The following is a 14,928-nucleotide window of genomic DNA, read 5'->3' on the forward strand; positions in this document are numbered from 1 at the left end:
CGCTCAAAAGGCGGTAAACGTCATCGTCGTCAGCGAGCGGGAAATGCCGGGGATCGAGGCAATCTTCTCGTTGACGAACTTGCCGACATCCTCGTCCTCGGTCAGGTAGACCTTCATCAGCAGGTCGTATTCGCCGCTGGTCGAATAGAGTTCGGAGACGATCTCCGCCTTGTAGATAGCGTCTGCGACCTCATAGGTCTTGCCCGGGGCACATTGCAGCTGGACGAATATCGGCTTCATGAGACAATCCTGCGTCGGTCGATGAGAGTGAGCCCCAAGGCTCTGGCCGCGACCGGTGTTCGGCAAATCGCCGGCACTATCCCCCAAATGCCCTAGGCTTGCAAGCGGTGCGCCGGCAATTTATGGCAGCCGCTTTCCATGGCAGCCTGCGCCTCAGCCACGATCCATTCGCGAAAGGCAGCCAGCGGCGGATAGCTGGCCCGTTCCTTGGGGAAGGCCAGATAATAACGCGCGCTGCTCTCGATCTCCCGGTCGATCGCCGCCACCAGTTCACCGCGCTCCAGCTCCTCCTGGATCAGGAACACCGGCAAAAGCGCGACGCCGAGGCCGGCTTTGGCCGCCTGGGCGGCGGTCGCGAACTGATCGAACAGCATGCCGCTGACCGTCTCGAACGGTACGTCGTTCAGCGTGAGCCATTTCTCCCAGGCGTCCGGCCGCGTCATCAGATGCAGCAGCGGCACCTTCAGCATATCCTTGGGCTCGGCGAGGACATGACTTTCCTTGAACGCCGGACTGCAGGCGGGAATGGTGGTCTCGTTCATCAGCAGCGTCAACTCGCCGCCGGGCCAGGACGGTTGTCCGAAATGGATCGCCGCATCGATCGTATCGAGCCGGAAATCGAAAGGCACCAGCCGTGTCACCAGATTGATGGTAATGCCGGGATTGGCTTTGAGGAAATTGCCGAGCCGCGGAGCCAGCCAGCGTGCCCCGAAGGTCGGCAGGATGGCGAGATTGAGCGTGCCGCCATGCGGATTGGCGCGCAGGTTGAGCGAAGCGCTGGAAATCCGCCGCAGCGCCTCGCGGATTTCGCGGGCATAACCGTCGCCGGCAACGGTCAAACGAATGGTCTGGCGCTCGCGCAGGAACAACTCGACGCCGAGCTGATCCTCCAGCGCCTTGATCTGCCGGCTGACCGCACTCTGGGTCAGATCCAGCTCGCGGGCAGCGGCAGTCACGCTTCCGGTGCGGGCCGCAGCCTCGAAAGCGGCGAGCAGCGACAGGGAGGGAAGGAAACGGCGGGCCTGCAGCATGGGGGTATTATGCCTTGATGGAATGAACTCTTGAGAAATTATCGTTATATGTCGAAAAAATCCTCACCTAATTATGGCCGACTGTATATTTTGGAATGAAGCCGGGCAAAACGGGCTGGACACCGCGATGGCAGGCCACCTGCCGGTCCTCCAACCGTCCATCCGGACTTCACCCTTTCCCGGCGCGCCACCCCGTGCACCGCAGAGCCGATGGAGAAGCCCCATGCTGAACGATCCCCGCTCCCACGGCCTCTGGGAAAAGACGGCGCCTGAGCCTCCGGTAACGGTGCCGCTTACGGACGATGCCAGAGCGGACGTGGTGATTGTCGGCGGCGGCTATACCGGCATTTCGGCCGCGCTGCATCTGGCCAGTGCCGGCAGCCGCGTCATTCTGCTGGAAGCCAAGGAAATCGGTTTTGGCGGCGCCGGCCGCAATGTCGGCCTGATCAATGCCGGCATGTGGGTCATGCCCGACGATCTGCCGGGCGAACTCGGGCCTGTGCATGGCGAAAGACTGCTCGATCTGCTCGGCAACGGGCCGAGCGTGGTCATGGACCTCATCGAGACCCATGGCATTGCCTGCGAGCTGCAGAAGGCCGGCACCTTGCACTGCGCGGTCGGCGCAGCCGGCTTCAAGGAAATCGAACAGCGCGCTGCACAGTGGCAGAAGCGCGGCGCACCGGTCGAGGTTTTGAACGCCGCCGAGACCGCATCGCGCATCGGCACCGAGGGCTATAGCGGCTCGCTGCTCGACCGGCGGGCCGGCACCCTGCAGCCGCTCGCCTATGTGCGGGGTCTCGCCCATGCGGCCGTCAAGGCCGGCGCTGTCCTGCACACGGGCAGCGAAGTGACCGCGACCGAGCGCCAGGGCACCGGCTGGCGGGTCAGGACCCACCGCGGCAGCGTATCGGCAGACTGGATCGTGGTTGCCACGGATGCCTACAGCACCGGCCCTTGGGAAAAGGTTCGCACCGAACAGGTGCTCCTGCCCTATTTCAATCTCGCCACAAGGCCACTTGGCGACAACCTTCGCCGCACCATCCTGCCCGGCAACGAAGGTTGCTGGGACACCAAGGAAGTGCTCTCCTCCTTCCGTATGGATGAGGCCGGCCGGTTGGTTTTCGGCAGCGTCGGCGCGCTTCGCGGCACCGGCTCGGCGATCCACAAGGCCTGGGCCCGCCGCAGCCTCAAGCAGCTCTTCCCGCAACTCGGCGACGTCGATTTCGAAAGCGAGTGGTACGGCAGGATCGGCATGACCGCCAATGCCCTGCCACGCTTTCATAAGTTCGCGCCGAACGTCGTCGGCTTTTCCGGCTATAACGGTCGCGGCATTGCGCCGGGAACGGTGTTCGGCAAGGTTCTGGCCAGACATATCCTCGGCGAACTGCCGGAAAGCGACCTGCCGCTGCCGCTCACCGATCCGCGCGATCCGCCCTTCCGTACCCTCAAGGAGACATGGTACGAAGCCGGCGCGCAGCTTGCCCATTTTGCCGGAGCCCGCGCCTGAACGGTGCAACTGGCCCGAACCGCAACAAGACGACACTTCCAAAGAAGGGAACACCCATGAGCCTCGCTCCACTCGATCTTGCCGCTGATGTGCGCGCCATTATGGCCGATCTCGGCGTCTCCGCCGACCAGCTTTCCGGCGGCACGCTGGCCGTCCAGTCGCCGATCAGCGGCACGGCTTTGGCGCAGGTCAAGGAAATCGACGCCGCAGCGACCGCTGCCGCCATCGAAGCCTCCCACAAGGCCTTCCAGGAATGGCGCCTCGTGCCCGGCCCCAAGCGCGGCGAACTGATCCGCCTGCTGGGCGAAGAACTGCGCTCGGCCAAGCAGGCGCTTGGACGTCTGGTATCGATCGAAGTTGGCAAGATCGTCTCCGAAGGCCTCGGCGAAGTGCAGGAAATGATCGATATCTGCGACTTCGCAGTCGGCCTGTCCCGCCAGCTCTACGGCCTGACGATCGCCACCGAGCGCTCGGAACACCGGATGATGGAAACCTGGCATCCGCTCGGTGCCGTCGGCATCATTTCGGCCTTCAATTTTCCGGTCGCCGTCTGGTCGTGGAACGCAGCGCTGGCGCTGGTCTGCGGCAATTCGATCGTCTGGAAGCCTTCGGAAAAGACGCCCCTGACGGCAATCGCCACCCACGCGATCTTCGAAAAGGCCCTGAAGCGCTTCGTCGCCGAAGGCGGCACGGCTCCGGCCAATCTCTCGACCCTGCTGATCGGCGGACGCGAGATCGGCGAAGTGATGGTCGACCATCAAAAGATCGCCCTGGTCTCGGCCACCGGCTCGACGGCCATGGGCCGCAAGGTCGGCCCGCGTCTGGCCACCCGCTTTGCCCGTTCGATCCTCGAACTCGGCGGCAACAATGCAGCCATCGTGGCCCCGACCGCCGATCTCGACCTGACGCTGCGCGGCGTCGCCTTCGCGGCCATGGGCACGGCCGGGCAGCGCTGCACCTCGCTGCGCCGCCTGTTCGTGCATGAAAGCGTCTATGACAAGCTCGTGCCCCGCCTGATCCAGGCCTATGGCTCGGTCTCCGTCGGCAATCCGCTCGAAAGCACGACACTGGTCGGCCCGCTGATCGACAAGGCCTCGTTTGAGCGCATGCAGACCGCCCTTGAAGCGGCCAAGGCGGCTGGCGGCAAGGTCTCCGGTGGCGAGCGGTTGCTGCAGACCGAAGCGGCAGACGCCTATTACGTCAGGCCGGCCATCGTCGAAATGCCGGAACAGTCCGGCCCGATGAAGGACGAGACTTTTGCGCCGATCCTCTATGTCGTCAAATATGCCGAATTCGACGAGGCGCTGGACATGAACAACGACGTGCCGCAGGGCCTGTCGTCATCGATCTTCACCAACAACATGCAGGAGGCCGAAACCTTCACGTCGGCACGCGGTTCCGATTGCGGCATTGCCAATGTCAATATCGGCCCGTCGGGCGCGGAAATCGGCGGCGCCTTCGGTGGCGAGAAGGAAACCGGCGGCGGGCGTGAGTCCGGCTCGGATGTATGGAAGGCCTATATGCGCCGCGCCACCAATACCATCAACTACGGCAAGACCCTGCCGCTCGCTCAGGGCGTCAAGTTCGACGTGGGCTGATCACACCTGCTGAGACAAGCATTCAAAGCCGCGTTGCACCTGAAAGGGTCGACGCGGCTTTTTTCGTAGACAGGCGCGACATGGTGGCATCCAGCCTAAGGTCGACTGGTCTTGGCCGGTGAAATCGGCCAAGGTGCCGGCACGACGACCATAGGACGCCCGAGGCACGCATGGACATACAGGACCAATCGGCCACCATCGCCTTTCTGAGCGACGCGGCAAGCTATGGACAGACGGGCAAGGTCAAGATCATCGAGACCCATATCTCGCTGGTCTTTCTCATCGAAGCTCGCGCTTTCAAGCTGAAACGCGCCGTCAAGCTGCCCTATGTAGACTTCTCGACCTATGACCTGCGCCTGGCCTTCTGCGAGCGAGAGATCGAACTCAATCGCCGCGCGGCGCCCGATCTCTATCTCGGTGTCCGCCGCATCACCCGCGAGGCCGACGGTCACCTGGCCTTCGACGGAACCGGCGAACCGGTCGATGCCGTCGTGGAGATGGAGCGGTTCCGCCAGCACGACCTGTTCGATCGCATGGCGACCGAGGGCAAGCTCAGCAAGGCGGTGATGGAAGAAACCGCAGTGACGATCACCGAATTCCATGCCAAGGCGCCTGTGATGCATGACGGCAGCGGATCGGCCAACATGGCCGGCGTTCTCGATATCAACGAAGGCGGCTTTGCGACCAGCGAGGTCTTTGCCAAAGCGGATGTCTCCGCGCTGACCGCGGCATTCCGGCAGGCCTGGACGACCCATGTGGCGGCCATGGATAGCCGCGAGGCTGCAGGCAAGGTGCGCCTCTGCCATGGCGATCTGCACCTGCGCAACATCTACATGACGAGATCCGGCCCACGCCTGTTCGACTGCATCGACTTCAACGACCAGATCGCCACGATCGATACCCTCTATGACCTGGCATTCCTGCTGATGGACCTCTGGCATCGCGGCTTTCCGGAATTCGCCAACACGGTCGTCAACCGCTACCTCGATGTTACGGGCGATGACGATGGCTTTACCCTCCTGCCCTTTTTCATGGCCGTCAGAGCCGCCGTGCGCGCCCATGTCACCGGAACCCAGATCGCCGAAATCGGCGATGGCTCGGGAGAATTGACGGCCAGCGCCACCTCCTATTTCGACTTCGCGCGGGAACTGCTGAAGCCCGCAAAGCCGGGGCTGGTGGTGATCGGCGGCTTCAGCGGTTCGGGCAAGTCGACATTGGCTGAGGCCCTGGCGCCACATATCGGCGGCCCGCCCGGCGCCCGGATGCTGGAAAGCGACCGTATCCGCAAGGCGATGTTCGGCCGGCGGCCGAGCGAGCCCCTGCCACCGGAGGCCTATGCTCCGGAGGTCTCCGCTAAAGTCTACGATAGCCTATGCCGCAAGGCCGAGAGCATCTTGAGCAGCAACGGCACCGTGATCGCCAACGCTGTTTTCGACCGTGCGGCAGACCGCGCCGCCATGGAAGCGGTCGCGCGAGACCTCGGTGTGCCGTTTACCGGGATCTGGCTGGAAGCGGACGCGAATGTGCTGAAGGATCGGGTGATCGCTCGGCCGAAAGGTCCGTCCGACGCCACGCCCGATATTCTGGAACGCCAAATGGCAAAGGCAACCGGCACCATAGACTGGCACCACATCTCGGCAGCCGGAACGCCGCTCGAAGTGTTCCTGCGAACAAAAGAGCTTCTGGCAAGCCTTTAGCGGATGTTGAACTTCACCGGCGCCGTGATGGTCTTGTTGGCACCGGGCGGCGGAGCCGGAACCGGCGAGGCGCGCTGCACCATCTCGATCACCGCTCGGTCGAGTGACGCATAGCCCGAGGAACGCGACAGCGACACAGACAGCACATTGCCGGAATCGTCGATCCGGAACCGCACATAGGCCGTTCCCTGTTCCTTGTTGGCCTTGGCCTCGCTCGGATAGCGCTTGCGACGCTCCAGATGCGACATCAGGCGTGACTGCCAGCGCGCCGGCGAAACCGACGATTGCGCGGCACCCGTGCTGTTCTGTGCGGCGGCTGTCCGGTCGGATTGCTGCACCTGCGCCTTGGCCTGCTTGGCCGCCTTCGATGCCGGCGGCGGGGGAGTGACAGTCTTCTTCTTCGGTGGCTGCTTTTCGGCAACCTCCTCTTTCTTCGTTTCCGGCGGCGGCGGCGGACGCAGGATCGGCAAAGGCACCTCGACATTCTCGAGTTCGGCCTTCATCATTTCCTCGATCGGGTCCACCTCTTCCACCGGTTCCGGCAGCGGCTCGGGCGGCATCGGTTCAACGATCTCAGGTGGCGTCGGCTCCGGTTCCGGAAGGGGTTCCTGCTCAACCACGGGCTCGATAACGGGCTCGGGCATGGGCTCCGGCGGCGGCTCGACGATCGGCTCCGGCAAGGGCTCGGTGGTTGCCGTCTTGATTTCCTCGGCATCGACCTCGTCGGGGACGATCTGGTCTTCTTCCGTGTTGACGGCCACCGGCTCCGGCGCCATTTCGATCATGATCGCAGCCGGCGGCGCGTCGGCGGCCGCCATTTCGGCTGGCTGCTGCAGCATCAGCGCCACGGCTCCGGCATGGGCGACGAAAGCGAAAATGCCGGCACTCGACCACAGGGCCAGTTCGGCAAGGGAAAACCGACGCTGCACCGGAGGAACTGTCATGGTTGCTGGCCCTCGGGCGCCGGCGGTGTTTCGTCTGGCGACGATGCAATCGGCTGTGGCAATGTTTCAAGGCCCACCAGCGCGATCTTCAGATAGCCGGCATCGCGCAGCAGGTTCATGATTTCCATGAACTGGCCATAGTCGACGGCCTTGTCGGCACGAAGAAAGATCCGGGTGTCTTTCTTGCCCTCGGTCATCCGGTCGAGATCGGCTGCCAGCGCTTCGCGCGCCACGGGATTGTTGCCGAGATTGAGCGTCAGGTCATCCTTGAGCGTCACATAGACCGGTTCAGGAGGACGTTCCGCGGGGGTCGATGTGGAAGCCGGCAGGTCGACATTGACATCGACGGTGGCCAGCGGTGCCGCTACCATGAAGATGATCAGCAGAACCAGCATGACGTCGATGAACGGCGTCACGTTGATTTCGTGGTTCTCGACCAGATCGTCGCCGGCCCCTTCACGAATACCGCCTGCCATGGCCTTACTCCGTCACAAGCTTGATTTTCGCCGCCCGGTTTTCGGTCGGCACCTTGCGGAAGTCGAGATCGCGGCTGACCAGTCGCTCGACGCCGGCTGCAGCATCAGCCAGGATCTGGCGGTATCCGGTCACCGAACGGGCAAAGACATTGTAGATCACCACCGCCGGAATGGCTGCGACCAGACCGATCGCCGTTGCCAGCAGCGCTTCCGCAATACCGGGTGCCACGACCGCAAGATTGGTCGTCTGGGATTCCGAAATGCCGATGAACGAATTCATGATGCCCCAGACCGTGCCGAACAGCCCGACGAAAGGTGCGGTCGAACCGATGGTAGCCAGAATCCCCGTGCCGTTGGCCATATGGCGGCCGGCCTGCACTTCGATCCGCGTAAGCGCCGAGCCGACCCGCTCCTTGACGCCGTCACCGCCGGCATGGTCGATCGCCTGGTCGGAAAACTGCAGTTCCTGGCTTGCCGTGGCGAGCATCAGCGCCACAACGCCGCGGCGCCGGCCCATGGCGGTCACGGCATTGCCGAGCGTCTTGGCATTGCGCACGGTCTTCAGGCCCCGCTGCGCCCGCGCCTTGGCACCGGCCATCTGCAATGTCTTGGCAATGAGAATGGTCCAGGTCAGGAAGGACGCAAACGCAAGCGCGATCATCACAGACTTCACCACCCAGTCCGCCGCCAGGAACATGCCGATTGGCGACAGGTCGTGCGGAAGATCGGAGCGCGGGATCTCGATGAGGTCGCTGAACATGCCGCCCGCCGGTTCGGCTGCAACAGCGTCGGACGCTGGGGCCTGCGGTTCCGTCGAGGGAGCAGGTTCGGAGGTTCCCGGTGCCGTCTGCGGGCTCGCTGGCGCGGCCTGAACGGCATCCTGAGCAGGCGCGGACTGTGCGGCGGGCAGCGCAGGCGTTGCAGGAACTTCACCCGGCGTAGCGGTCCCGCTCGGCACCGCCGATGGCGCCACAGCAACCGGCCGGGACGTCGTTGGCGTAGCAACGGCAGGCGTTTCACTTGTCGTCGGGACAGGAGCCGGCACGACCGCAGTGGGAGCAGCAGGTACGGAAGCCGCTGGAGCGGTTTCCTGGGCCAGGGCAAAGCCGCTATTGTCGATCGCAGCACTCAAGAGCAAGGCCAGCATCGCTGCCGTGGCGAGGGACACTTGGGAGCGAAAGATCATGGCGATTTCCTTCTCGAAACGTCGATTTTGTCTAGTCCGCATCGGCCCGCAGCCAGGACAATGGCGCGATAAATCGCAAAACCATCTCTTCCGATAATAAACTTGAGTTTCGTTTACAAGTAATAAGTTGCAGCGCAACGAGAATCATCCCAGCCGAAATTCCGGCCATGGGCAACGGTTGCGCCCGGGGGCCTGCAACCGCGAGAGCCTTTGATTTCTGTCAAAGCGTCCCGTGCTCGTTCCCGTAAGCTCAACTCAGCCGGGTGACCAGACTGATGGTTGCGCCACAACAAGACCACCCGGAAGGGAGATAGGACATGACGGCAGCATCGCAATCCATCGCATGGTTCGAAACCCTCGGCCGCCAGGATGTGGCCAAGGTGGGGGGCAAGAATGCCTCGCTGGGCGAAATGGTCCGGACACTGGAGCCCAAGGGAATCCATGTGCCACCTGGCTTTGCCACGACGGCAGACGCCTATTGGCGCTATGTCGAGGCCAATGACCTGAAGACGCGGATGACGGACCTGCTGGCCGAATGGGATGCCGGCAAGGCGACGCTGGCCGAAACCGGCAAGGCGATCCGCGCCATTTTTCTGAAAGGTGACTGGCCGGCCGAGATGTCCACTGCGATCCGGGAAGCCTATCGCGAACTGTCGCGCCGGGCCGGTGTCGCCGAGGTGGAAGTTGCCGTTCGCTCCAGCGCCACGGCCGAGGATCTGCCAGACGCAAGCTTTGCCGGCCAGCAGGAAACCTTTCTGAACATCAAGGGCGATGCTGCCCTGATCGATGCCTGCCGGCGTTGCTATGCATCGCTCTTCACCGACCGGGCGATCAGTTATCGCAAGACCAAGGGTTTTGACCACATGAAGGTCGCCCTGTCGATCGGCGTCCAGCAGATGGTTCGCTCCGATCTCGGCGGATCCGGCGTCATGTTTTCCATCGACACCGAAACCGGCTTCGACAAGGTCGTGCTGATCAATGCCGCCTGGGGCCTGGGTGAGAATGTCGTGCAGGGCACGGTCGATCCCGACGAATATCAGGTGTTCAAACCCTTGCTCGACAAGCCGAGCCTGGTGCCGATCATCGAAAAGAAACGCGGCGCCAAGGAGATCAAGATGATCTACGCCACTGGCGAGACCCCGACCCGTAACGTGCCGACCTCCAAGGTCGAACGGGCTGCCTATGTTCTGAGTGATCCCGAAATCGTGACCCTCGCCCAATGGGCCGCAACCATCGAAGCCCATTACGGTTGCCCGATGGATATGGAATGGGCGCGCGACGGCCGCACCGGTGCGATGTATATCGTCCAGGCGAGGCCGGAGACAGTGCAGGCGCGCCGCGGCGCCGGTGCCTTCAAGACCTATGCGATCCACAACAAGGGCAAGATGCTGGTCAAGGGCCTGTCGATCGGCGATGCGGTGGCGACCGGCCAGGTCTGCCTGATCGAAAGCGCCAGGGATATCGGCTCATTCGTCGACGGCTCCATCCTGGTGACCCAGACCACCGACCCGGACTGGGTGCCGATCATGAAGCGCGCTGCGGCCATCGTCACGGATCACGGCGGGCGAACATCCCATGCCGCCATCGTCAGTCGCGAACTGGGCCTGCCGGCCATCGTCGGCGCCGGCCATGCGACGGAGATCCTGCATTCCGGCCAGGACGTAACGATTTCCTGCGCGGAAGGCGACGAGGGCTTCGTCTATGACGGCATTGCCGACGTCACAGTCGAGGAGCTTGACGTTTCCAATCTGCCGGCCACCGAGACCCAGGTAATGCTCAACCTGGCCAATCCGGGCTCGGCCTTCCGCTGGTGGCGCCTGCCGGCCGATGGCATCGGGCTGGCCCGTATGGAATTCGTCGTCAGCAATGCCATCCGGGTTCACCCGATGGCGCTCGTGCATTTCGAGACCTTGAGGGATGACAAGGCCAAGGAGAACATCGCCGCGTTGACGGCAGGCTATGCCAGCAAGCCCGACTATTTCGTCGATAAGCTGTCTCTCGGCCTCGGTCGGCTGGCCGCGGCGGTTTATCCGAAACCCGCCATCGTGCGCATGAGCGATTTCAAGACCAATGAATATGCCGGACTGATCGGCGGCGCGGAATTCGAACCGGCCGAAGAAAACCCGATGATCGGCTTTCGCGGCGCCTCGCGCTATTACTCGCCGCGCTACCGCGAAGGCTTTGCGCTGGAATGCCAAGCCATCAAGCGGCTGCGCGACGAAATGGGCTTTACCAATGTCGTGGTGATGATCCCCTTCTGCCGCTCGGTCGGAGAGGCCGACAAGGTTCTGGCTGTCATGGCGGAGAATGGCCTGACCCGTGGCGACAACGGCCTGCAGGTCTATGTGATGTGCGAGATCCCGTCCAACGTCATTCTGGCCGCCAAGTTCGCCAATCGTTTCGACGGCTTCTCGATCGGCTCGAACGATCTGACCCAGCTGACGCTCGGCGTCGACCGGGATTCCGGCGAACTGGCAGACCTGTTCGACGAGCAGGACGAAGCGGTGAAATGGATGATCGAGAAAGTGATCATTGAGGCCCGCAAGGCCGGCGCCAAGATCGGCCTCTGCGGCCAGGCACCCAGCGACCACCCGGAATTCGCAGAATTCCTCGTGCAATGCGGCATCAACTCGATGTCGGTGAGCCCGGACAGCTTCATCGCCGTCAAACAGATCGTCGCGGAAGCGGAGAAAGCAGACCGCAGGAAACAGGCCTAACCTTTGGACTGCGAGGTGGCGCAGGAGGCCTCGTAGAGCGCCAGCACATCCGCGCGCCGGCACAGTTCCGTGCCGGACGTCATGACGGCTGCGGCACCGGTTGCGACGCCGAAGCGGAAGGCCTCAGCGATTTCGTGGCCCTCGGCCAGCGACCACACCATACCGGCGACGAAACTGTCGCCTGCGCCAACCGCCGACTGCACCGGCACGTCGATGGCCGGCGTCCGAATGACCCCGTCCGCATTCACCAGCATGGCGCCGTCAGCACCGAGCGTCACGGCAACGTTCTGCGCCGCACCGCTGGCAACGATCTCGGAGGCAGTAGCAATCAGACCTTCCGTGTCGAGCTTTCGGCCGGCAAAACTCTCCAGTTCGCCGCTGCTCGGTTTCATCAGAAACACTCGCGAGCGGGTCAGTGTCTCGTGCAGCGCCTCGCCCGATGTATCGATCACGAAGCGCGCGCCCTGTCGGGCGGCAATATCGGCCATCCGGGCATAGGTATCGGCCGGCAGGCCGCGCGGCAGGCTGCCGCTGGCCACCACATAGTCGGCATCGCTGGCCTCCAGCAGATCGAACACCGGTTGGACCTCGGCCTCGGTGACCAGCGGCCCTTCCGGTACGAAGCGGTATTCGAAATTGGTCGATTCTTCATGCACCATGAAGGCAATGCGCACGGCGTCATGGATCTTGAAGACATGCTGCTGGCCGGCAAGCGTCGAGAGCATGCTTTCAAGAAGAATGCCGCTGCCGCCACCGGACAGGTAGGCCAGATCCGACTGTCCCCCCAGTTCGGCAATGACACGCGCCACGTTGATCCCGCCGCCGCCTGGAAACTGGCGCTGGTTATGGGTCCGGGTCTTGTGGGTATGGCCGACCTTCACCGCATCCGTAGAGATATCGATGGCCGGGTTAAGGGCAAGGCTGAGGATTTTTGTCATGGCAAATAGCTAGCGTCTTATTGTGACAATGAAAAGATGCTGGCGCGGCTTGCCTGGTGCCGAAAACGGCCGATCCACCGCGGTTGCGTGGCCCATCCAGGAGATCCCGCGTGGAAGATCCACCTGACTGGAAAAGAAGATCACTGCAAACAATGATGGAACAATCGTGGAGCGGCATCGTTGATTGAACAACTTTTCAAAGGAGAAACGTATGCTTTATTGGATTCTGGTCTTCCTTCTCATCGCGGCAGTAGCAAGTCTGTTGGGCTTTCGCGGTGTGGCTGGTGCATCGGCCGGTATTGCCAAGATCTTGATCTTTATCGTCCTGGTCGTCCTGATCATCGCCCTCGTATCCGGCGTCTTGATCGTCGCCTGACGGAGACGTAGCGCCCGATCAATTCCTGCAGGCCCGCCCGGCTCAGACAGCCGCGGCGGGTTTTGCGTTTGGGATGAGGAAAACGCCGGCAAACGCCGCATGCGACAGCACGCGACGAGCGCCGCCGGTTCAGATGAACGGGCGCTTCGCGATGGCGCCCGGATGCCAGTCGGCGATGTCCTGCAGACCTTCAGGATTGAGAACTTCGCAGCCGCGGTCAAGCCATCGCACGAGGTTTTTGGCGGCCAGCTTGCGCAATGTCTTGTTGGTGTGAACGATCGACAGGCCAAGGGTGTCGGCAATATGAGCCTGGGTCAGCGGCAACTGGCGTCTGTTGCCGTTGATCAGCCCGACGGCCTTTCCCCGGTCGAAAAGGAAGGCCAGCAGGTAGGCCGCCCGCTCCAGGGCGGTCCTGCGTCCTATGCTCAGGAGGTGCTCATCGAGAATCGACTCTTCGCGCGAGGCGATCCAGGTCAGGTCATAGCCGAGCCCAGCATGCTTCTGGAAAAGAGAGAACAGATGGTCGCGTTCGAAGACGCATAGCGTCATCGGCGTCAGAGCCTCGACCGAATGGGCCATTTCATCGAAGACCGCCCCCTGCAGGCCGATCATGTCGCCTGGGACAATGTAGTTGAGGATCTGCCGACGACCATCCTCCAGAATCTTGTAGCGGAAGCCCCAGCCCTCAAGCACCGTGTAGAGATGCGCGCTATGGCTGCCTTCGACCAGAATCGTCGTGCCGGCATCGGCATGAAACTCGCCCTTGCGGAATCGCCGCACGAATTCGAGCTCCGTTGGCGTAAATTCACGGAAATGTTCGATTTTTCGCAAGGGACATTCAAGACATGCCGTGTGGATCCCATTCTTCTGTCTTTCGGCCGCCATCATGTCCCCTGTGCATTTCTTCTTGAAATCCCCGGCAGGCCCGATTGTTCCATTCCCTGGCCGGCTATGTCTTTTTTAAATGACAGTATGCAGCCCGACGATCCATATGGCCTTTTTAAGGAGGCGGAAGCCATGATTTGCCGGCCAATTCGGGTTCTCGTTGCCGAGAAGCAGTTGCTGATCGCCATGGAGGTGGAGGGCATTCTCACGGAAGCGCTTGGATGCGTTGTGAAAGTCTGTCCACGCTACGACCTTGAGGCGGAGCTGGCCACCGCGCGCTACGATGTGGTCGTGCTGGACGCTGCGCCCTCGATCAACCGCAATATCGAATTCGCCCATTTCATCGAGGAGCACGGCGCAGTGCCGGTTTTCCTGTCATCCTACGACGACATATCGGCAACGCTGCCCCAACTGGGCCGCAGCATCATCGTCGCCAAGCCTTTCGACGACAAGATCATTATCGACGCCGTTCGTCAGGCCGGCGACAGATCGCCAACCTGAGGAGCGGAGTTCCTTTCGCTCAAACAGCAAACGCTCTCTTGGTCACCGCGGAGCTATGGGCATCGGGGCCGTAGTCACCCTCACCCGAAACGCCAAGGATTTCCTGCAGGCGGTTTCGAGCGCGGTTGATGCGGCTCTTGATCGTGCCGACGGCGCAACCGCAAATCTCGGCCGCTTCCTCGTAGGCAAAGCCGGACGCACCGACCAGGATGATCGCCTCGCGCTGGTCGTTCGGCAGCTGATCCAGAGCCTTCTTGAAGTCCTGCAGGTCGAGAGCGCCGTATTGCTGCGGGTGAACCGACAGCTGCGAGGTGAAGATGCCATCGGAATCGGACACTTCGCGGCCGCGCTTGCGCATCTGGGAATAGAATTCATTGCGCAGAATGGTGAACAGCCAGGCTTTCATGTTGGTCCCGGGCTCGAAGTGATCCTGCTTGGCCCAGGCTTTCATGATCGTGTCCTGCACGAGGTCGTCGGCCACATGATGCCTCCCCGTCAAAGACACGGCAAATGCCCGTAGATTTGGCAAGGCGGCCAGCAATTCTCTCTTGAAACTGCGATCGTTCGCTTCTTTTTCAACGCTCATTGAGTGTTGTCCTTCATGCCCATACCGTGTCCAGCCGTCTTCTCGGCTTCATCCAGCCGCTCCAGAAGCGACACAAATCTGTCAGGGATTCCCTCTTCCTGAACGGATTGATAAAACTGGCGCAACTTGGACGAAATGCTGGAATAAGGCCCTGCCGTCAGGGCGCCGTCGTCAGCTCCGGTATCGGCTATGTCGTGATGTTTGGTCATACTGTTCCAACAGGTTTGAAAGCATTGTGGAAGGGAA

15 protein-coding genes are annotated in these 14,928 nt (G+C 62.2%); 6 read left to right on the forward strand and 9 right to left on the reverse strand.

The window, feature by feature from the left end:
* Positions 1–3: 3 nt before the first annotated feature.
* Both HFC70_RS23010 and HFC70_RS23015 read right to left on the reverse strand, forming a co-directional pair.
* Complete coding sequence (locus HFC70_RS23010) at positions 4–240, reverse strand: Lrp/AsnC ligand binding domain-containing protein (RefSeq protein ID WP_168475640.1); 237 nt, start codon at positions 238–240, stop codon at positions 4–6.
* Between the two features lie 92 nt (positions 241–332).
* On the reverse strand, positions 333–1,271 hold the full coding sequence (locus tag HFC70_RS23015) for a LysR family transcriptional regulator (protein ID WP_168475641.1): 939 nt from the start codon (positions 1,269–1,271) through the stop codon (positions 333–335).
* Between the two features lie 223 nt (positions 1,272–1,494).
* On the opposite strand from HFC70_RS23015, the gene HFC70_RS23020 reads away from it, so the two are divergent.
* The 3 genes from HFC70_RS23020 (at position 1,495) to HFC70_RS23030 (ending at position 6,073) form a co-directional block, all read left to right on the forward strand.
* A complete protein-coding gene (locus HFC70_RS23020; protein ID WP_168475642.1) occupies positions 1,495–2,778 on the forward strand; it encodes an FAD-binding oxidoreductase in 1,284 nt (427 codons plus the stop codon).
* Between the two features lie 56 nt (positions 2,779–2,834).
* Positions 2,835–4,376 carry an aldehyde dehydrogenase family protein gene (locus HFC70_RS23025; RefSeq protein ID WP_168475643.1) on the forward strand — a complete coding sequence of 514 codons (1,542 nt, stop codon included), beginning with the start codon at positions 2,835–2,837 and terminating at the stop codon, positions 4,374–4,376.
* 170 nt (positions 4,377–4,546) lie between these two features.
* Positions 4,547–6,073, forward strand: coding sequence for a bifunctional aminoglycoside phosphotransferase/ATP-binding protein (locus HFC70_RS23030; protein ID WP_168475644.1), 1,527 nt, complete (start codon positions 4,547–4,549; stop codon positions 6,071–6,073).
* Here the strand turns inward: HFC70_RS23030 and HFC70_RS23035 are convergent.
* The 3 genes from HFC70_RS23035 to exbB are packed head-to-tail and all read right to left on the reverse strand — an operon-like array spanning position 6,070 to position 8,679.
* Positions 6,070–7,017, reverse strand: a complete 948-nt coding sequence (locus tag HFC70_RS23035) for an energy transducer TonB (RefSeq protein WP_168475645.1) — start codon at positions 7,015–7,017, stop codon at positions 6,070–6,072. The genes HFC70_RS23030 and HFC70_RS23035 overlap by 4 nt on opposite strands.
* Complete coding sequence (gene exbD / locus HFC70_RS23040) at positions 7,014–7,493, reverse strand: TonB system transport protein ExbD (protein ID WP_168475646.1); 480 nt, start codon at positions 7,491–7,493, stop codon at positions 7,014–7,016. Before exbD ends, HFC70_RS23035 begins: the two co-directional genes overlap by 4 nt.
* Before the next feature lie 4 nt (positions 7,494–7,497).
* On the reverse strand, positions 7,498–8,679 hold the full coding sequence (gene exbB, locus HFC70_RS23045; protein WP_168475647.1) for a tonB-system energizer ExbB: 1,182 nt from the start codon (positions 8,677–8,679) through the stop codon (positions 7,498–7,500).
* A 317-nt stretch (positions 8,680–8,996) separates the two neighbouring features.
* Here exbB and ppsA point away from each other — a divergent pair, with 317 nt between their 5' ends.
* Positions 8,997–11,396: a phosphoenolpyruvate synthase gene (ppsA, locus tag HFC70_RS23050; protein WP_168475648.1), complete on the forward strand. Its 2,400-nt coding sequence runs from the start codon at positions 8,997–8,999 to the stop codon at positions 11,394–11,396.
* Here the strand turns inward: ppsA and HFC70_RS23055 are convergent.
* On the reverse strand, positions 11,393–12,334 hold the full coding sequence (locus HFC70_RS23055) for a 1-phosphofructokinase family hexose kinase (RefSeq protein WP_168475649.1): 942 nt from the start codon (positions 12,332–12,334) through the stop codon (positions 11,393–11,395). The genes ppsA and HFC70_RS23055 overlap by 4 nt on opposite strands.
* A 211-nt stretch (positions 12,335–12,545) precedes the next feature.
* On the opposite strand from HFC70_RS23055, the gene HFC70_RS23060 reads away from it, so the two are divergent.
* The gene (locus HFC70_RS23060; protein WP_168475650.1) at positions 12,546–12,710 is read left to right on the forward strand and encodes a DUF1328 domain-containing protein; all 165 of its coding nucleotides are present in this window, start codon (positions 12,546–12,548) and stop codon (positions 12,708–12,710) included.
* A 129-nt stretch (positions 12,711–12,839) separates the two neighbouring features.
* On the opposite strand, the gene HFC70_RS23065 is transcribed toward HFC70_RS23060, so the two are convergent.
* Positions 12,840–13,541, reverse strand: coding sequence for a Crp/Fnr family transcriptional regulator (locus HFC70_RS23065; RefSeq protein ID WP_246735926.1), 702 nt, complete (start codon positions 13,539–13,541; stop codon positions 12,840–12,842).
* Here HFC70_RS23065 and HFC70_RS27075 point away from each other — a divergent pair.
* Entirely contained in the window at positions 13,461–14,096 is a 636-nt protein-coding gene (locus HFC70_RS27075; protein WP_246735930.1) for a hypothetical protein, read from the forward strand. The genes HFC70_RS23065 and HFC70_RS27075 overlap by 81 nt on opposite strands.
* A 19-nt stretch (positions 14,097–14,115) precedes the next feature.
* On the opposite strand, the gene HFC70_RS23075 is transcribed toward HFC70_RS27075, so the two are convergent.
* Positions 14,116–14,682, reverse strand: a complete 567-nt coding sequence (locus tag HFC70_RS23075; protein ID WP_168475653.1) for an RNA polymerase sigma factor — start codon at positions 14,680–14,682, stop codon at positions 14,116–14,118.
* The gene (locus tag HFC70_RS23080; RefSeq protein ID WP_168475654.1) at positions 14,679–14,891 is read right to left on the reverse strand and encodes a NepR family anti-sigma factor; all 213 of its coding nucleotides are present in this window, start codon (positions 14,889–14,891) and stop codon (positions 14,679–14,681) included. Before HFC70_RS23080 ends, HFC70_RS23075 begins: the two co-directional genes overlap by 4 nt.
* Between the last annotated feature and the right edge of the window lie 37 nt (positions 14,892–14,928).

The sequence above is a fragment of the Agrobacterium sp. a22-2 genome (assembly GCF_012276985.1).
Classification (GTDB): domain Bacteria; phylum Pseudomonadota; class Alphaproteobacteria; order Rhizobiales; family Rhizobiaceae; genus Allorhizobium.